Here is a 17497-nt window from a genome sequence, read left to right as displayed (position 1 = left end):
TCTAAGCCTTCAGCTTCGGCCGTACGATCTTGATCGTCGAAGTCGAGTGGACGATCAGGCGGCCCTTCTCGTCCTTGAGGTCCCCGTCGAGGAAGCCGACCGAACCGCCCCAGCGCAGGACGCGACCCTCGGCATAGACGATGCCCGGTCCCATCGCCTCGAAGAAGCTGATCTTGAGTTCGAGCGTCGGCACGGCGACGCCGAGCTTGCCCTTCACGATGGCGGCGTTTGCCATGGCACTATCGACCATGCCGGTCAGGAAGCCGCCCTGGCAGACGCGGCCCTGCGAATGGCAGAAGGCCGGCACGACTTCGAAGCGGAACCGCGCATATCCGCGCGCCGAATCGATATCGAGCAGTTCGCCGTTGAGCGTCTTCACCGCCTCGGGCGGATTGGCACGCAGGATCTCGAGCATCTCCGAATCGTGCATGAGATCCTTGGGGAAGTTCTGGAAGTCGGGATGGGCTGAGCTCATGGGGCGGGGACTATAACGGACGCGCGGGAGCCTGCACCTTTTCCAGGAGATCGATCGGGGGCCGGGTTTCGGTCGTCGAAAGGACGCCCGGCGAAGCTTGGCAGGTGGACGGCCCTTCGCCGGAGCGCTAGACGCGGACTGTTTCGGGAGCCGACCCATGTGCCGCCGCACCAGATGAGTTTCAAAGTCCGCATCGCCTCGGCCGACCGCACGATCGACGTGCCGGCCGGCGCCACCATCCTGGAAGCCGCGCTCGACGCCGGCATCTCCTATCCGTTCGGCTGCCAGTCCGGCAACTGCGGCGCCTGCAAGTCGCTGCTCGTGAAGGGCGAGGTGACGATGGCGGGCTATTCCGAGTTCGCACTCTCCGACGAGGAGAAGGCGCGCGGTCTGATCCTCGCCTGCCGCGCCGTGCCGGGGGACGCGTGCGAAGTCGCATGGCAGGAGGAGGACGATCTGCTCGTCCATCCCCGGCGCCTGCTCGACTGCAGGGTCGTGGCCCTCGACGACGCCACCCACGACATCAAGCGGGTGAGGCTGGAGATCGCCTCGGGCGGCCCTTTCGACTTCTCCGCCGGCCAGTTCGCCTCGGTGACCTTCGAGGGTTGCCCGCCGCGCGACTATTCGATGGCCAACGTGCCGGGCGACCCGATCCTCGAGTTCCATATCCGCCGTACGGCGGGGGGCGCCACCAGCGCCCATGTGTGGGAAAAGCTGAAGGTCGGCGACAGCGTACGGGTCGAAGGCCCGTTCGGCGCCTCCTACCTGCGCGAGAGCCATCGCGGCCCGATCATCGCGGTGGCCGGCGGTTCGGGCATGGCGCCGATCAAGTCGATCATCGAGCGGGCGCTGCAGAAGGAACTGCCACAGCACATCTATTTCTATTTCGGCGTCCGCAGCGAACGCGACCTCTATCTGCACGACCACTTCGCGGCGCTGGCGGAGAAGCACAAGACCCTGCACTTCATCCCGGTGCTGAGCGAAGGCGGTGAGTCGAGCCTGCGGCAAGGTCTGGTGCACGAGGCCGTGGCGCAGGACTTCGACGAGGTCGATGGCTGCACGGCCTATCTCGCGGGCCCGCCCGTGATGGTCGAGGCCGCGACCCTGCTGCTGGAACAGCGTGGTATGCGGCGCGCCGATATCCATGCCGACGCCTTCTACACGGCCGCAGAAATGGCGAGCGCGGGGAAGAAAACGGGCGCGGACCAATGAGCGGTCTCCTGCACGGCCGCGTCGCCATCGTCACCGGCGCCGGCCGCGGCATCGGCCGCGCCATCGTCGAGTCTTTGGTCGCCGCGGGTGCACAGGTCGTCGTGGCCGACAACGGCACTTCGATCGCGGGCGACGGCGGCGACCCCGAGGTGGCGCGCGCCGCGGCCCAGGAACTGAACGACAAGGCCGGTGCCAGGAAGGCGATCGCCTTCACCGAGAGCGTCGCCTCGCCGGGCGTAGCGAAGCAGCTCGTCGACCTCGCGGTGAAGACGTTCGGCGGCATCGACATCGTCGTGAACAATGCGGCCATCCTGCGCGACGCTCCGGTCTTCCGCGCCGATCCGGCCGACTGGGACGCGGTGATCCGCACCAACCTCTCCGCAGCCTTCTACCTGATCAACGCCGCCTCCGCCGTCATGCGCGAGCAGGACAGGTCGGCCCGTGGCGGCAGGGACGGCTACGACTGGGGCCGCATCGTCAACATCGTCTCCTCCGCGGGCCTCTACGGAACCCTAGGCCAGGCGGCCTATGCCAGCGCCAAGGCCGGGCTGTTCGGCCTCACGCGCGTCACCGCGATGGACCTCGCGCCGGCGCAGATTACCGCCAATGCCGTGGCGCCGTTCGCCCGCACCCGCGTCACCGAGAGCTTCCAGCCCGCCAACGAGGCTGAAGAACCCTACAAGGAGCGCGCGCTGAGGGTCGGCGCGCACCATGTCGCAAACCTCGTGACGGCGCTTTGTTTGCCCAAGGCCAGGACGATCACAGGCCAGTTGCTGGGCGTGAGAGGACGCGAGATTACCGTGTTCAACCAGCCGCGCCGGGTCGTCGGCATGGTTGCAACCGATGATCCTGAAAACATCGCCGACGAGCTGATCGCCGGAATGGAAGGTTGGTTCACCGATCTCACGACCGATCTCGAAGCGTTCAATACCGAGCCCCTCCTCTGAGAGGCTGGCCGGAAATGAATTGAATCGATTGAAGCACTTACCTCATCCTGAGGAGCCGCGCCTGGCGCGGCGTCTCGAAGGATGGGCAACAGGCAAGGTGCGCGTCCCCACCCTTCGAGACGCATCGCTGCGCGATGCTCCTCGGGGTGAGGCTATCGGGGCTATTCATAGCCTGTTGTTAGCTGCTTTCATTTCCGGCCAGACTCTGAGGACAGCGGTGCACGGAAGGCGGCTCCCCTGTCGCCGGCTCGCCGTTCGAAAGCGCGTTCGTCTTCGCCGCGGGCCGCTGCCCGCTCGGCAATCAGGGCTCCAGCAGGCTGTTTGAATGGCCGTCACGAAGCACCCAAGAGCAATATTGTTGCGCCAGCGCTCGCCGCGGCACAGGATTCAGGGGCTGCGACATTGGCTTCGATTGTTTCGTTTATTTCGTTTGTTTCGTTTATTCGTCGTGACTCCGCCATTTCCAACGGTCTGCTAGGTTGATCCTCTTCTGAGAGGAGACGCTCCGCATGAGTTCCTACGCCGCGCCATCCCGCACCGTCGGGCGGCTGAAGCGCCCGTTCGGCAATCTCTACTACGAGGTCGCGGGCAGCGGACCGGCGCTGATCTTCGCGCACGGGCTGGGCGGCAATCACCTGAGCTGGTGGCAGCAGGTGGCGCACTTCGCGCCCCGCTACACCTGCGTGACTTTTGCCCATCGCGGCTTCGCGCCGTCCGACGCGGTCGCCGGTGGTGTCGATCCCGCCGACTATCCGGGCGACCTCGCCGGCCTGATCGATCATCTCGGCCTTGCCGACGTGCGACTGGTCGCGCAATCGATGGGCGGCTGGACGATGCTGGAATATGCGCTGGCCCATCCGGACCGCGTGAAGGCGCTGGTCCTGAGCTCGACCTCGGGCACGCTCGACCGCCGCGGCAGCGATCCGTCCGGCGGCGGCGCGTACGATGCCTGGTTCGCCGCATCCGAAGCCGCGATCGCCGCCGGCCTGGCGCGCGGGATCCATCCGGCGATGGGCGAACGCGCGGCCGAGCGCTTCCCCGCGCTGCATCTCCTGTATCGCAGCATCGACGAGATGGCGGGCACGCTCGACAAGGAGAAGCTGCGCGCCGGCCTGCGCCGCACCGCGACGCGCACGCTGGCCGACTTGAAGACGTTTCGCGTGCCGACCTTGCTGATCGCGGGGAGCGAGGACACCGTCTTCCCGCCGTTCCTGGCAAGCGCCATCGCGACAAGCCTGCCCTGCGGCGAAGCCCAGATCATCGAGGAGGCCGGACACTCGCCATATTTCGAGCAGGCCGCTAGATTCAACGCGCTGGTCGACGCGTTCCTCGCGCGACCGCGCTAGGAGGTTTCTTTGTCCCAGGACAATCCGCGTATCGCCGTTCTCGGCTTCGCCATCGAATGTAACCGGTTCGCGCCGGTGACGACGGCGGAGGATTTCGAACACGACGTCGACATCCGCGGCAACCGTATCGTGAGCGAGGCGCGCTCCGGCAAGTCGATCACCATGCCCGACCTGCCGGGCTTCTTCACCGAGATGGATCGCACGGGCAACTGGACGCCGGTGCCGCTGCGCGTCTCGCTGGCGCAGCCCGGCGGACCGGTCGAGGAACAGTTCTTCAAGGCCTATCTCGCCGAGATCGAGGCCGGCCTGAAATCGGTCCTGCCGGTCGACGCGATTTTCGTATCCTGCCATGGCGCCGCACTCGCGGAGGGCACCGACGATCCCGACGGCGACCTGTTCGAGATGCTGCGCCGCGTCGCCGGTCCCGACGTACCCATCGTCTCCGTGTTCGACCTGCACGCCAACGTCTCGCGCCGCATGACCGACAATCTCAGCGTCTTCGTCGGCTATCTCGAGAACCCGCATGTCGACATCTACGAGCGTGGCGTCGAGGCCGCGAAGCACATGCGCGAGCTGCTCGCCGGCACACGCACCGCGGTCGAGATGGTCAAGATTCCGCTGGTGCCGCCGCAGATCGCCCTGCTGACGGCGCGCGGTCCCTATGCCGACCTCATCAAGTACGGCCAGACAAAGGTCGGCGGGGACATCCTGAATGTCTCGGTGATGGCGGGTTTCGCCTACAGCGACAGTCCCAAGAACGGCCTCACCGCCGTCGTCACGGCGCGCAACGGCAATGCCAAGGCGGCGGCCGACCTGGCGCTCGACATCGCCCAGCGTGCCTGGGGAACGAGGGAACGGTTCAAGCGGGAGATGATGAACCTGGCCGATGCGGTGCAGCATGCCACCGCCATCGGCCGCGACCAGCGGCGCAAGCCGATCATCCTGGCCGACGTCGCCGACAATCCCGGCGGCGGCGGCCGCGGCAACACCACCTATCTGCTGCGCGCACTGAAGGGCGCGCGGGCGCAGGGCGTCTATTTCGGCGTGTTCAACGACGCGGCGCTCGCGGCCCAGGCGCACGCGCTGGGCGAAGGCGCGATCTTCAACGCCTCTTTCAATACGCAGGAGCATCAGGAATTTTCCCTGCCCTTCGATTGCGAAGCCAAGGTGGTGAAGCTCTCCGACGGCCAGTATGTCGGCCGTCGCGGCGTGCTGAAGAACGTCTCGGCCGACATGGGGCCGTCGGCGCTGCTCGATCTCGGCGGCATCCTGATCGTCGTCATCAGCATCCGCTGCCAGTGCATGGACCCGCGCCAGTTCGAGATGTTTGGCCTGGACATTGCACAGGCCCGGACGGTGGTCGTGAAGAGCCGCGGCCACTTCCGCGGCGGCTTCGACGAGTTCTTCAAGCCGGAACAGATCTACGAAGTCGATTGTCCGGGCCTGACCTCGCCGGTACTGGCGAACTTCACCTGGACCAAACTGCCGAGGCCCGTCTATCCGCTCGACGAAGAAACGAGCTGGACTCCTCCGGCGTCCAATTAAGGGAGCCCTTCATGCTGCGCCGTGCCCTGTTCGCCGCCGTCGCGCTGCTCGCCGCAGCGCCTGCTTATGCCCAGCCGAGCAAGACCCTGAAAGCCGTCATGCAGTCGGACCTCAAGATCATCGATCCGGTCTGGACCACGGCCTACATCGTCCGCAATCACGGCTACCTGATCTACGACACGCTGTTCGCGCTCGACGCCAAGCTCGAGCCGCGGCCGCAGATGGTCGAGAGCTGGACCGTGAGCGACGACCAGCTCACCTGGACCTTCAAGCTGCGCGAGGGGCTGAAGTGGCATGACGGCCAGCCGGTGACGACGGCGGACGTTCTGCCGTCGATCAAGCGCTTCACCGACAAGGACACGCTGGGCGGCCTGCTGGGCAAGCAGACCCGCGAGATGAAGGCGCTCGACGACCGGACCTTCCAGATCGTCCTGAAGCAGCCCTATGGCATGATGCTGAAGACGCTGGCCAAGCCATCCTCGATTCCGCCCTTCATCATGCCCAAGCGGGTCGCCGAGACGCCGGTCACCCAGCAGATTTCCGACACGACCGGTTCGGGACCGTTCATCTTCAAGAAGGACGAATGGAAGCCCGGCGAGAAGGTCGTCTATCTCCGCAATCCCGACTACAAGCCGCGCGCCGAGCCGCCGTCGGGCCTGGCCGGTGGCAAGGTGGCCAAGGTCGATCGGGTCGAATGGGTCTCGATCCCCGACGCGCAGACCGCGATCAACGCCCTGCAGCAGGGCGAGATCGACATGATCGAGCAGCCCTCGCACGACCTGTTGCCGGTCATCGAGAAGGACAAGAACGTCGAGATCGTCATTCCCGACCAACTCGGCTCGACCTACATCCTGCGCTTCAACTGGAAGCAGCCGCCGTTCAACGACGTGCGATACCGTCGCGCCGCGATGATGGCATTCAATCAAAAGGACTTCCTGCAGGCGGTCATCGGCGACCCGCGCTACTACAAGGTCTGCAAGGCCATGTTCGGCTGCGGCACCCCGCTCGAGAATACCGCCGGCACCGACGGCATACTGGAATCGCGCTTCGATGAGTCGAAGAAGATCCTGAAGGAGGCCGGCTACGACGGCACGCCGATCGTGCTGCTGCAGTCGACCGACCTCGCCGTCCTGACCAATCTCGCGCCGGTCGCCAAGACGCTGCTGGAGCGCGGCGGCTTCAAGGTCGACATGCAGTCGATGGACTGGCAGACGCTGGTCGCCCGGCGGGCCAAGAAGGTCCCGGTGTCGGAGGGCGGCTGGAACATCGCCATGACCGCCGCGGCCGCGGTGCTGCTGATCGATCCGGTCAACAACCACTATGCCGAGGCGAGCGGCGACCGCGCCCAGTTCGGCTGGCCGCTCGACGAGGAGATCGAACGCCTCCGCCTGGCCTTCGTCGGCGAAGGCGATCCGAAGAAGCAGTTCGAGATCGCCGAGCAGGTCCAGAAGCGCATCCTGGACGGCGGCGTCACGGTACCGCTGGGCCAGTTCCTGCAGCCGATGGCCCGGCGCAAGGGCGTGACGGGCAACATCGAGTCGCCCATCACCGTTTTCTGGAACGTCGAGAAGAAGTAGGCGGGAGTTACATTCCCGTCGTCCTGAACGGAGCGCAGCGTAGTCGAAGGACCTCATTTCGCTTCGATCGGTCGTGCGCCGGAAAAGAGACCCTTCGACTGCGTTCACTTCGCTCACTGCGCTCAGGGCGACGGATTTTTTCTATCGGCCGGGTCTACCGGTCCGGCAGCGGGATGAACTCGGGATCCCCTGCCACCATGGCGAAGCGCTGCTCGCGCCAGTCTTCCTTGGCCTTCTCGATCCGCTCCTTGCTCGAGGAGACGAAGTTCCACCAGATATGACGCGGGCCGTCGATCGTGGCGCCGCCCAGCAGCATCGCCTTGGCGCCCTCCGGCCCGGCCAGCACCTCGACGGTCTGGCCGGGCGCCAGCACGGCGAGATCGCCGACGCCGAGCTGGCTCTCGCCGACAACCATCATGCCTTCGGCGACATAGATCGCGCGCTCCTCGTGATCGGGCGTGACGGCCAGCGCGGCGCCGGCCGTCATCTCCACGCCGACATAGAAGATCGGCGAGAAGTGGGTCGTGGGCGCCGTGCGGCCGGCATAGGTGCCGACGATGAGGCGCAGCGCGGCGCCGCCTTCGGTCCAGGCCGGCAGCCGGGCGGCCTCGACATGCTCGAAGGCCGGTGCCGTCTCCTCATGCGTCTTGGGCAGCGCCACCCAGGTCTGGACGCCGTGCATGCGGAAGCCGGTGGCGCGCATCTCGGGCTCGGTGCGCTCGCTGTGGACGATGCCGCTGCCGGCGGTCATCCAGTTCACGTCGCCTGGCCGGATCGCCTGCGAATATCCCAGGCTGTCGCGATGGTAGATTCCGCCGTCGAACAGGTAGGTCACGGTGGCGAGGCCGATATGCGGATGCGGCCGGACTTCCATGCCGCCACCCGGCGGCACGTCCATCGGCCCGAAATGGTCGAGGAAGATGAAGGGCCCGACGGTGCGCCGCTTGACGCTGGGCAGGACACGGCGGACCGCGAAGCCGCCTCCCAGATCGTGCGCCCGTCCCTGAATCAGAAGCTCGATCGGATCGGCCATCTCGTTCTCCTCACGCCTGTGCTGCTACCGTTGCGTCCAACGCCCGCAACGAACGGGCCACCTCCTCCGGTGGCGCGGTCATGCAGATGCTCCGTCAAGCCGGTTATGCGGAAGGGTCGGATCGGTCAATCCCCGCACGGCCAACGTCGAGGTGCTCGCATCCGCCGCCGGATTTTTTGCGCGAAGCGAGCTTATTCGCAACGCAGCAAAAATAGGCGCCGTCTTCCTGTGACCTTTGACAATCACCGCCAACGCCGAGTCTAAATTTATAACCTTTTCAACGTGTTAGGGACTTTTCACGGGTGTTGCATTTTTGCAACTTTTTGTGGACTTGTGGATACTCCGTGGCCAAAGTGCCCTTCAAGCGGGGCACGCAGGGGGCATCGACTGGGGGAGTCGGTGGATCGTCAGTAGCCCCAACCGTCAATTCGTAACGTTCAATGGAACGGGAGCGGCCTCACGATGACGTCCAACATGACGCGTCTCCAACGCGCCTATAGCTGGCGAACCATCCGCAGCCTCACGGCAGCGACCCTTGCAGTCTCCTCTCTTTTTTGCGCCGCGGGCGCGATGGCCCAAGTGAAGGCCCCCTCCAAGAACCAGCTCAAGAAGCCCGCGGCCCGGTCGGCCCCGGCGCCCGTTCCCAGCGAAGACGTCCAGGCCTTCTCCATCGCGGCCGAAAGCTCGGTCGCCCAGCAGCTCATCCTCCTGCAGATCGATCCCAACGATGCGCAGGCTGCCGCCGACGCCGTCGGCAAGGCTCTGAGCCAGCCCGAGGTCAAGGCCGCCAGCTCGGGCCGCGCCGTGCTCGCCCCCCAGGGCGCCGGCCAGCCGAAGCGTCTCGTCTCACTCCAGCTCTATTCGAACAAGTCGCTGGCCGTCGACCTCTCGCGGGGCGCCGACGGCTCGTTCGGCTTCAAGCTCGCTCCCGGCGCCACCGAGGATGACGACGAGCGCGTCTCGAGCCTGCCGGGCTCGGCCCCGGTGACCGTCGGACCGAGCGCGCGCTCCGTCGTGGCCGATTCGGTCAAGACCGTAAAGACCAGCAGCGCCACCCTGGCCAGCGCCCTGGCACCGACCGGCGCCAATCCGGCCGCGCTGAAGGAACTGACCCAGGCGCTTGCCGGCTTCGCACCGGCCGCCGCTCGCCTCGACGTGGTTCAGGGCCGCACGGTCGACGGCACGCCTCGTGTTCTCGTGGCCAGCCTGGGCGACGGCGCGGCGAGGCAATCCTTCTGGTGGTTCGCCCCCCAGAACCAGCCGGAAGGCTGGTTCGACGATCAGGGCCGACGCCTCGGCGGCACCGCCCTCGCCAATCCGCGCCCGGAGGCGCGGCAGTCCTCGCCCTTCGGCACGCGGCGCTACTACGGCCGCAAGAGCGGCGGCGGCTTCCACAACGGCATCGACTTCGAGGGCAAGACCGGCGAACCGATCTACGCGGCCGCCGACGGCGTCATCAATCACCAGGGCTGGTACTTCAACTACGGCCGTACGGTGAAGCTCAGTCACGCCGACAGTTTCGAGACGCTCTATGCGCACATGTCGCGCTTCGCCGAGGGGATGGGCCCCGGCACGCGCGTCCGCAAGGGCGACCTGATCGGCTATGTCGGCTCGACTGGCCGCTCCACGGGCGCGCACCTGCACTTCTCGGTGATCGTGAACGGCCAGTTCGTCGACCCGCAGCCCTACATCTCCGACAGCGGCGGCACCGGAGCGCTGGCGGGCGAGCAGCTCGTCTCCTATCGGCAGTGGCAGCAGGAGATCAAGCGCGCCTCCGAGCGCAGCCGCGGGAGCAGCGACAACCGCTTCCAAGGCCTGCAGGGCGCGGATCCGTGGTCTTCAAACCCCTTCTCGTCGCGCGCCGCCGACCGCCTCTGAGCGGCGGCCATTGCGCGTGCGGCGCCGTTGCGCACGCCAGGTTGTTCGCCTACGAATTGCGTCATCGATCCTGAACGGTCGCGACAGGCGACCGACGGGAACGCCAGAGGCAAACCACGAGGGATGACATAATGCTCAAGAAAATGATGGCCGGCGTCGTAACCGCCGGTCTGGTCGGCGTCGCCGGCACGGCGCATGCCGGCAAGGATCTCGATGCGGTGAAGGCCCGTGGCCAGCTGGTCTGCGGCATCAACACGGGCGTCGCGGGCTTCGCCCAGCAGGACGACAAAGGCAAGTGGACCGGTCTGGACGTCGATGTCTGCCGCGCGGTCTCGGCCGCGCTCTTCGGCGACTCCGAGAAGGTGAAGTACGTGCCGACCACGGCCCAGCAGCGCTTCACGGCCCTGCAGTCGGGCGAGGTCGACGTGCTTTCGCGCAACACGACCTACACGCTGACCCGTGACACCGCGCTCGGCCTCGAGTTCACCGGCATCAACTACTACGATGGCCAGGGCTTCATGGTGCCGAAGAAGCTCGGCGTGAAGAGCGCCAAGGAGCTGAACGGCGCCACCGTCTGCGTCCAGCCGGGCACGACGACCGAGCTCAACCTGGCCGACTATTTCCGCGCCAACAAGATGACCTTCAAGCCGGTCGTCATCGAGAAGGTCGAGGAAATCCGCGCCGCCTTCTATGCCGGCCGCTGCGACGTCTACACGACGGACGCCTCGGGCCTCTATTCGACCCGCGCCGCCAACACCCCGGCCCCGGCCAAGCCGGACGACTTCATCATCCTGCCGGAGATCATCTCCAAGGAGCCGCTGGGACCGGCGGTCCGCCAGGGCGACAACCAGTTCGCCGACATCGTGCGCTGGGCCTTCTACGCGATGGTCGAGGCCGAGGAAGCCGGCATCACCTCGAAGAACGTCGACGAGATGCTGAAGAGCGACAATCCCTCGATCAAGCGCATCCTCGGCGTCACGCCCGGCATGGGCAAGGCGCTCGGGGTCGACGAGAAGTGGGTCTACAACATCGTCAAGCAGGTCGGTAACTACGGCGAGAGCTTCGACCGCAACGTCGGCATGGGCTCGCCCCTCAAGATCGAGCGCGGCCTGAACGCCCTGTGGACCAAGGGCGGCCTGCAGTACTCGCCGCCAATCCGCTAGACCTTCCCGAGCACCTTCACGATGAACCGCCGCCCTCCAGGGGCGGCGGTTTTTCTTTGCGCAGGTCCCGCTCATTTTGGCCTGCGGCTTGCAAGCCTCGTGAAGAAGGCGGCATGCTGTGTTCAAGAACAGGGGGAGGTCTAATGCGCAACAGGATCGTGGCGGCAGCTGCCGGTATCGTCGCAGCTTTGGTGGGCGCCGCCGGGACAGCCCACGCCGGCAAGGACCTGGATGCCGTCCGGGCTCGCGGTGCGCTTAACTGCGGCGTCGGGATCGGCACGGCGGGCTTCATGCTCGCCGACAGCCAGGGCAAGTGGAAAGGTCTCTCGGTCGATGTCTGTCGCGCCGTCGCGGCCACCATCTTCGGCGATTCCGAGAAGGTAAGGTATGTCCCCCTCACCTCCCAGCAGCGCTTCACCGCGGTGCAGTCGAGCGAAGTCGACATCGTGATGGGCAATGCGACCTACACGCTGACCCGGGACACGGCGCTCGGCCTCGATTTCACCGGCATCTACTACTATGACGGCCAGGGCTTCCTGGTGCCGAAGAAGCTCGGCGTGAAGAGCGCCAAGGAGCTGAACGGCGCCACCGTCTGCGTCGCGCCCGGCACCACCACCGAGCTCAACCTCGCCGACTATTTCCGCGCCAACAAGATGACCTTCAAGCCGGTCGTCATCGAAAAGGTCGACGAGATCCGCTCGGCCTTCTTCTCCGGCCGCTGCGACGTCTACACGACCGATGCATCGAGCCTCGCCGCCACGCGCGCCGCCAACGTGCCGCCGCCGCAGACCATCGACGACTACGTCATCCTGCCGGAGATCATCTCCAAGGAGCCGCTGGGACCGGTCGTGCGTCACGGCGACAATCAATTCGCCGACATCGTGCGCTGGGCCTTCTACGCGATGGTCGAGGCCGAGGAGCACGGCATCACCTCGAAGAACGTCGACGAGATGCTGAAGAGCGACAATCCCTCGATCAAGCGCATCCTGGGCGTCACGCCCGGCATGGGCAAGGCGCTCGGGGTCGACGAGAAGTGGGTCTACAACATCGTCAAGCAGGTCGGTAACTACGGCGAGAGCTTCGACCGCAACGTCGGCATGGGCTCGCCCCTCAAGATCGCCCGCGGCCAGAACGCGCTGTGGACGCAGGGCGGCCTGCAATACTCCCCGCCCATCCGTTGATGCAGGGCGATCGCGGCTGGGGATGGCGGGTTTTGTCCCGTTGCGCAGGGGCAATTCCCACATACACTGAGGGCAATACCGGGCATACAACGCCCGGGCGGAAAAACCGCACCAGGCAGGGGGAATAGCGTATGGCAGTCGAGACTCTCGGCTCCACGCCACGTACGAAGGTGGCACCGTGGAACGATCCGGTCATTCGAGGCTGGGTCTTCCAGATCGTCGTGGTCGGTCTCGTCGGATTCCTGGCCTGGTATCTGGTCAGCAACACGATCGACAACCTGCAGCGCCAGAAGATCGCCAGCGGCTTCCACTATCTCGAGCGCGAAGCCGGCTTCGAGATCGGCGACACGATGATCGAGTATTCGCCGGCCAGCACCTATGCCCGCGCCATCTGGGTCGGCATCCTCAACACGCTGCGCGTCGCCGTCCTCGGCATCCTGCTCAGCACCCTCCTCGGCACCTTGGTCGGCGTCGGCCGGCTCTCGCCCAACTGGCTGCTCAGCCGGATCTGCGCCTGGTACGTCGAGGCCTTCCGCAACGTGCCGCTGCTGCTGTGGCTGTTCCTTTTCTACAAGCTGATCAGCGAGGCCTTCCCAGGTCCGCGGCAGGCGATCTCGCTCTTCTGGAACAGCGTGTTCCTCAGCAACCGCGGCGTCTACTTCCCGGTGCCGATGGCCGATCCGATTCACGCATGGATGGGCGTTGCCTTCCTGATCGGCATCGCCGCCGCCTGGTTCGTGAACCGCTGGGGCAAGAAGCGTCAGGAGGCGACGGGCCAGCCCTTCCCCGGCATTTCCGCAGGTCTCGCCATCGTCATTGGGCTCCCGGCCCTCGTCTGGCTGGCCGGCGGCGCGCCGCACCATATGAGCTGGCCCGAGCTGAAGGGCTTCAACTTCTCGGGCGGCACCGTCATCCAGCCCGAGTTCACCGCCCTTCTGATCGGCCTCGTGCTCTACACCTCGGCGTTCGTGGCCGAGATCGTGCGCTCCGGCATCCTGGCCCTGCACAAGGGCCAGAGCGAGGCGGCGGCGGCGCTCGGCCTGTCGCGCGGCCAGTCCATGCGCCTCGTGCTGCTGCCGCAGGCCCTGCGGGTCATCGTCCCGCCGATGACCAGCCAGTATCTCAACATCACCAAGAACAGCTCGCTGGCGATCGCGATCGGCTACCCCGACCTCGTCGCCTCGATCAACGTGACGATCAACCAGACGGGCCAGGCGATCGAGAACATCCTGATCATCATGGCGGCCTACCTGTCGGTCAGCCTGTCGATCTCGGCGTTCATGAACTGGTACAACAAACGCATCGCCCTGAGGGAGCGCTGAGCATGACCGACGCCATGCCTGTCGGCGACCGCAAGCCGCTCGCCCCGCCCGTCGACGAGACCGGTCCCCTCGGCTGGGCCCGCAAGAACCTGTTCTCGAGCTGGGGCAACGGGATCACGACGGTCGTGCTGATCGCGTTCGTCGTCTGGGTGCTCTCCTGGTTCCTCGAATGGGCGCTGTTCACCGCCAACTTCACGGCCTCGACCGGCGCGGAGTGCCGCGGCGGCGGTGCCTGCTGGGCGCTGATTCGCGAGAAGTTCCGCTACATCTTCTTCGGCTCCTTCCCCTACGAGCAGCATTGGCGGCCGCTGTTTGCCGTCATCACCATGCTGGCCATGCTGGTGCTGAGCGCCGACCGCCGCATGTGGAACTGGCGCCTGCTCGTGATCTGGGGCCTGGGCTCGTTCGTCACCTTCCTGCTGATGTTCGGCCAGATCCACATTCCGCTCAGCCTCATCCTGTTCGTCGCGCTGGCCGGCGGCGGCATCGGCCTCAGCCTGCGCAGCGCGCTGGCCGCACCGTCCGAGCGGATGGCCTACTACGCCCTGGTCGCGATCGGCGCGGTGGGCCTCGTCCTGCGCATCGTGGGCGTCCTGCCGGCGTGGAGCATCGCCATCGCCCCCCTCAGCTACGTCGAGACCAGCCTGTGGGGTGGCTTGCCGGTGACGCTGATCCTGGCGACCTATGGCCTGGCCTTCGCCTTCCCCTACGGCGTCCTGCTGGCGCTCGGGCGGCGCTCCAACCTGCCGCTCATCAAGGGCCTGTGCGTGGGATTCATCGAGCTGATCCGCGGCGTGCCGCTGATCAGTCTGCTGATCATGGCCTCGGTCATGCTGCCGCTGTTCCTGCCCTCGGGCACGACGATCGACAAGTTCCTGCGGGCCCAGGTCGCCGTGATCCTGTTCGCCGGCGCCTACATCGCCGAGGTGATCCGCGGCGGCCTGCAGTCGCTGCCCAAGGGCCAGTTCGAGGCCGCCGACGCGATGGGCCTCAACTACCCGCAGAAGACGCTGCTGATCATCCTGCCGCAGGCGCTGCGCGTGGTGATCCCGCCGCTCATCAACACCTTCATCGGCTTCTTCAAGGACACGTCGCTGGTGCTGATCATCGGCATCTTCGACTTCCTGAACACCGCCAACCAGGCGCTGGTCGACCCCAACTGGGCGGGCTTTCCCGGTGAGGTCTACCTGTTCGCCGCCTTCGTCTACTTCATCTTCTGTTTCTCGATGTCGCGGTACAGCAAGTACCTCGAATTCGAGCTCAACAAGGGTACGCGCCGTTAGGCGCCGTCAGGGGAGCAAGTCATGGCCGCATCCGCCCGCGATCTTTCGAAGGTCGACTCGGTGATCCAGCTCAAGGGCGTCAACAAGTGGTACGGGCAGTTCCATGTGCTGTCCGACATCAATCTCGACGTCAAGGAAGGCGAGAAGATCGTCATCTGCGGTCCGTCGGGATCGGGCAAGTCGACGCTGATCCGCTGCATCAACCGGCTGGAGGAACATCAGCGCGGCGACATCGTGGTCCACGGCGTCACGCTGTCCAACGACGTGAAGAACATCGAGGCGATCCGCCGCGAAGTCGGCATGGTCTTCCAGTCGTTCAACCTGTTCCCGCACCTCACGATCCTCGACAACCTCACCCTGGCGCCGATCTGGGTGAAGAAGATGCCGAAGAAGGAGGCCGAGGAAGTCGCCATGAGCCTGCTCACCCGGGTGCGCATCCCCGAGCAGGCGCTGAAGTATCCCGGCCAGCTCTCAGGCGGCCAGCAGCAGCGCGTGGCGATCGCCCGCGCGCTCTGCATGCGGCCCAAGATCATGCTGTTCGACGAGCCGACGTCGGCGCTCGACCCCGAGATGGTGAAGGAAGTGCTCGACGTCATGATCGAGCTGGCCCGCGAAGGCATGACCATGCTCTGTGTGACCCACGAGATGGGCTTCGCCCGGGCCGTCGCCGACCGCGTGATCTTCATGGATCGCGGCGAGATCGTCGAACAGAACGAGCCGGAGGCGTTCTTCGCCAATCCCCGCAACGAGCGCACCAAGCTGTTCCTCGGCCAGATCCTGCACAATCACTAGGATCTTTCAGGATAAAGCCGACCCGCACCACCTCATCCTGAGGAGCGGTCGCAGGCCGCGTCTCGAAGGATCGGCAACAGACGTGGTGATCGTGCCCATGCTTCGAGACGCGCCCCTCCGGGGCGCTCCTCAGCATGAGGTTGGTGTTGGTGGATCCAGGGCCGCCATAGAGGCACCCCGAAGTTTCACCTGACGTCGAGCGTCTTCCGGATCACGGCGCAGACCTGGTCGACCGATTCGAGCGGCATGTGCGGCCCCATCGGCAGGCTGAGCACGGTCTCGGCCAGCTTCTCGGCGAGAGGGTAGCTCCCCTTGCCTTGGCCGAGTTCGGCATAGGCCTCCTGAAGATGCGGCGGGATCGGATAGTGGATCAGCGATCCCATGCCCGCCGTCTCCAGCGCCTTCACCAGATCGGCGCGCCGGTTCGTTCGCACCACGTACAGGTGCCACACCGGATCGGCCCATTGCGGGACGTTGGGCAAGGCAAGACTCGTGATGTCGGACAGCCGGTCATCGTAGCGCGCCGCGACCTTCCGGCGGCGATCGTTCCACTCGTCGAGCTTCGTGAGCTTCACGCGCAGGAACGCCGCCTGCAGCTCGTCGAGGCGTGAGTTCAGCCCCTTCTCGAGGTTCACGTACTTCACGCGGCTGCCGTAGTTGCGCAGCGTGCGCAGGCGCTCGGCCAGCTTCGAATCGTCCGTCGTGACCGCCCCGCCATCGCCGAAGGCGCCGATGTTCTTGCTCGGGAAGAAGCTGTGCGCGCCGGCGTCTCCCAACGAGCCTGTGCGGCGCCCGCGGACCTTGGCGCCCTGCGCCTGGGCCACGTCCTCGATCACCTTCAGCCCGTGCTTGGCGGAGAGTGCCATGATCGCGTCCATGTCGGCCGGCTGGCCGTAGAGATGGACCGGCATGATAGCGCGTGTGCGCGACGTGATGGCCGCCGCGATCCGGTCGGGATCGATGTTCGGCCCGCCCGGAGTCGGTTCGACGGGCACCACCTTGGCGCCCACCGCCGTCACCGCGAGCCAGGTCGCGATATAGGTGTTCGACGGCACGATGACTTCGTCGCCCGCACCGATGTCCCAGGCCCGCAGCGCGAGCTCGAGCGCCTCGAGGCCGTTGCCCAGTCCGACGCAGTGCTTCGTGCCGCAGAAGGCGGCGTACTCGGCTTCGAAGGCTTCGACCTCCTTGCCGAGCACGAACCAGCCGGACTCCATCACGCGCAGATAAGCGGCATCGAGCTCCGGCTTGAGCTCGGTGTAGACCGACTTCATGTCGAGGAAGGGGATCATGCTCGGCTCGCCGCCTCGACTTCGCGCTTGAACGCCTCGTAGTCGCGCAGGTACTCGCTCTCGTCGTAGAGGGTCGAGGCGATGACCAGGATGACGGTCTGCGGCGCGAAGTTGTCCAGCTCGTGCCAAACCATCGGCCCGATGTGAAGCGCCCGCCCCGGGTCGCTGAGGACGACCGTTTCCTTCACCTTGCCGTCGTCGAGATGCAGCTGGCATGAGCCGTTCATCACGAGTGTGACGAGATGCGACTCACGGTGTCCATGCCGGCCGCGCCACTGATCGGACGCGATGTCGTGCAGCCAGAACAGGCGCCTCACGGTGAAGCCCAGCTGCTGGTCGAACTCGAGGAAGTTGATCTTGCCGCGGACGTCGCCGCGTCCGGGAACGGAAAGCCAGCGGCAATTGGAGACGTTGAGCTGGGGAAGAGACATGTCGGGCATGGCAGAGCCTG

At 65.9% G+C, this 17497-nt stretch carries 15 protein-coding genes; 11 read left to right on the top strand and 4 right to left on the bottom strand.

Going from position 1 to position 17497, the window contains the following annotated elements; all coding sequences use genetic code 11:
• Window position 1: 1 nt before the first annotated feature.
• Window positions 2-475, bottom strand: coding sequence for a PaaI family thioesterase (locus ACO07K_RS05290; RefSeq protein WP_422034853.1), 474 nt, complete (start codon window positions 473-475; stop codon window positions 2-4).
• A 174-nt stretch (window positions 476-649) separates the two neighbouring features.
• Between ACO07K_RS05290 and ACO07K_RS05285 the strand changes: the two genes are divergently transcribed.
• The 5 genes from ACO07K_RS05285 (at window position 650) to ACO07K_RS05265 (ending at window position 7102) form a co-directional block, all read left to right on the top strand.
• Window positions 650-1687: a 2Fe-2S iron-sulfur cluster-binding protein gene (locus ACO07K_RS05285; RefSeq protein WP_422034852.1), complete on the top strand. Its 1038-nt coding sequence runs from the start codon at window positions 650-652 to the stop codon at window positions 1685-1687.
• Window positions 1684-2634: an SDR family NAD(P)-dependent oxidoreductase gene (locus tag ACO07K_RS05280; RefSeq protein ID WP_422034851.1), complete on the top strand. Its 951-nt coding sequence runs from the start codon at window positions 1684-1686 to the stop codon at window positions 2632-2634. Before ACO07K_RS05285 ends, ACO07K_RS05280 begins: the two co-directional genes overlap by 4 nt.
• Before the next feature lie 509 nt (window positions 2635-3143).
• On the top strand, window positions 3144-3980 hold the full coding sequence (locus ACO07K_RS05275; RefSeq protein WP_422034850.1) for an alpha/beta fold hydrolase: 837 nt from the start codon (window positions 3144-3146) through the stop codon (window positions 3978-3980).
• A 9-nt stretch (window positions 3981-3989) separates the two neighbouring features.
• Entirely contained in the window at window positions 3990-5525 is a 1536-nt protein-coding gene (locus ACO07K_RS05270) for a M81 family metallopeptidase (RefSeq protein ID WP_422034849.1), read from the top strand.
• An 11-nt stretch (window positions 5526-5536) separates the two neighbouring features.
• A complete protein-coding gene (locus ACO07K_RS05265; protein WP_422034848.1) occupies window positions 5537-7102 on the top strand; it encodes an ABC transporter substrate-binding protein in 1566 nt (521 codons plus the stop codon).
• Window positions 7103-7256: 154 nt separating this feature from the next.
• On the opposite strand, the gene ACO07K_RS05260 is transcribed toward ACO07K_RS05265, so the two are convergent.
• The gene (locus tag ACO07K_RS05260; RefSeq protein ID WP_422034847.1) at window positions 7257-8135 is read right to left on the bottom strand and encodes a pirin family protein; all 879 of its coding nucleotides are present in this window, start codon (window positions 8133-8135) and stop codon (window positions 7257-7259) included.
• Window positions 8136-8609: 474 nt separating this feature from the next.
• Here ACO07K_RS05260 and ACO07K_RS05255 point away from each other — a divergent pair, with 474 nt between their 5' ends.
• The 6 genes from ACO07K_RS05255 to ACO07K_RS05230 all read left to right on the top strand — a co-directional run bounded on the left by ACO07K_RS05255 (window position 8610) and on the right by ACO07K_RS05230 (window position 15754).
• A complete protein-coding gene (locus ACO07K_RS05255; protein WP_422034846.1) occupies window positions 8610-10013 on the top strand; it encodes a M23 family metallopeptidase in 1404 nt (467 codons plus the stop codon).
• 131 nt (window positions 10014-10144) lie between these two features.
• The gene (locus ACO07K_RS05250; protein WP_422034845.1) at window positions 10145-11176 is read left to right on the top strand and encodes an amino acid ABC transporter substrate-binding protein; all 1032 of its coding nucleotides are present in this window, start codon (window positions 10145-10147) and stop codon (window positions 11174-11176) included.
• A gap of 143 nt (window positions 11177-11319) precedes the next feature.
• Complete coding sequence (locus ACO07K_RS05245) at window positions 11320-12357, top strand: amino acid ABC transporter substrate-binding protein (RefSeq protein WP_422034844.1); 1038 nt, start codon at window positions 11320-11322, stop codon at window positions 12355-12357.
• Window positions 12358-12488: 131 nt separating this feature from the next.
• Window positions 12489-13679 (top strand): amino acid ABC transporter permease, encoded by a 1191-nt coding sequence (locus tag ACO07K_RS05240; protein WP_422034843.1) that lies wholly within the window; start codon window positions 12489-12491, stop codon window positions 13677-13679.
• Between the two features lie 2 nt (window positions 13680-13681).
• A complete protein-coding gene (locus ACO07K_RS05235; RefSeq protein WP_422034842.1) occupies window positions 13682-14962 on the top strand; it encodes an amino acid ABC transporter permease in 1281 nt (426 codons plus the stop codon).
• A 21-nt stretch (window positions 14963-14983) separates the two neighbouring features.
• Window positions 14984-15754, top strand: a complete 771-nt coding sequence (locus ACO07K_RS05230) for an amino acid ABC transporter ATP-binding protein (protein WP_422034841.1) — start codon at window positions 14984-14986, stop codon at window positions 15752-15754.
• 185 nt (window positions 15755-15939) lie between these two features.
• Here ACO07K_RS05230 and ACO07K_RS05225 read toward each other — a convergent pair whose 3' ends face one another.
• Complete coding sequence (locus ACO07K_RS05225; protein WP_422034840.1) at window positions 15940-17046, bottom strand: DegT/DnrJ/EryC1/StrS family aminotransferase; 1107 nt, start codon at window positions 17044-17046, stop codon at window positions 15940-15942.
• Window positions 17043-17486 carry a sugar 3,4-ketoisomerase gene (locus ACO07K_RS05220; protein ID WP_422034839.1) on the bottom strand — a complete coding sequence of 148 codons (444 nt, stop codon included), beginning with the start codon at window positions 17484-17486 and terminating at the stop codon, window positions 17043-17045. The genes ACO07K_RS05225 and ACO07K_RS05220 overlap by 4 nt, the downstream gene beginning before the upstream one ends.
• Window positions 17487-17497: the final 11 nt, after the last annotated feature.

The sequence above is a fragment of the Reyranella sp. genome, from assembly GCF_965228225.1.
In the GTDB taxonomy this organism is placed as follows: Bacteria; Pseudomonadota; Alphaproteobacteria; order Reyranellales; family Reyranellaceae; genus Reyranella.
This window is presented reverse-complemented; position numbering and strand designations above follow the sequence as displayed.

Bases quoted from the DNA above. Each gene is read 5' to 3' on its own strand.
- ACO07K_RS05290 (WP_422034853.1), bottom strand. From the start codon at position 475: ATGAGCTCAGCCCATCCCGACTTCCAGAACTTCCCCAAGGATCTCATG.
- ACO07K_RS05285 (WP_422034852.1), top strand. From the start codon at position 650: ATGAGTTTCAAAGTCCGCATCGCCTCGGCCGACCGCACGATCGACGTG.
- ACO07K_RS05280 (WP_422034851.1), top strand. From the start codon at position 1,684: ATGAGCGGTCTCCTGCACGGCCGCGTCGCCATCGTCACCGGCGCCGGC.
- ACO07K_RS05275 (WP_422034850.1), top strand. From the start codon at position 3,144: ATGAGTTCCTACGCCGCGCCATCCCGCACCGTCGGGCGGCTGAAGCGC.
- ACO07K_RS05265 (WP_422034848.1), top strand. From the start codon at position 5,537: ATGCTGCGCCGTGCCCTGTTCGCCGCCGTCGCGCTGCTCGCCGCAGCG.
- ACO07K_RS05260 (WP_422034847.1), bottom strand. From the start codon at position 8,135: ATGGCCGATCCGATCGAGCTTCTGATTCAGGGACGGGCGCACGATCTG.
- ACO07K_RS05255 (WP_422034846.1), top strand. From the start codon at position 8,610: ATGACGCGTCTCCAACGCGCCTATAGCTGGCGAACCATCCGCAGCCTC.
- ACO07K_RS05250 (WP_422034845.1), top strand. From the start codon at position 10,145: ATGCTCAAGAAAATGATGGCCGGCGTCGTAACCGCCGGTCTGGTCGGC.
- ACO07K_RS05245 (WP_422034844.1), top strand. From the start codon at position 11,320: ATGCGCAACAGGATCGTGGCGGCAGCTGCCGGTATCGTCGCAGCTTTG.
- ACO07K_RS05240 (WP_422034843.1), top strand. From the start codon at position 12,489: ATGGCAGTCGAGACTCTCGGCTCCACGCCACGTACGAAGGTGGCACCG.
- ACO07K_RS05235 (WP_422034842.1), top strand. From the start codon at position 13,682: ATGACCGACGCCATGCCTGTCGGCGACCGCAAGCCGCTCGCCCCGCCC.
- ACO07K_RS05230 (WP_422034841.1), top strand. From the start codon at position 14,984: ATGGCCGCATCCGCCCGCGATCTTTCGAAGGTCGACTCGGTGATCCAG.
- ACO07K_RS05225 (WP_422034840.1), bottom strand. From the start codon at position 17,046: ATGATCCCCTTCCTCGACATGAAGTCGGTCTACACCGAGCTCAAGCCG.
- ACO07K_RS05220 (WP_422034839.1), bottom strand. From the start codon at position 17,486: ATGCCCGACATGTCTCTTCCCCAGCTCAACGTCTCCAATTGCCGCTGG.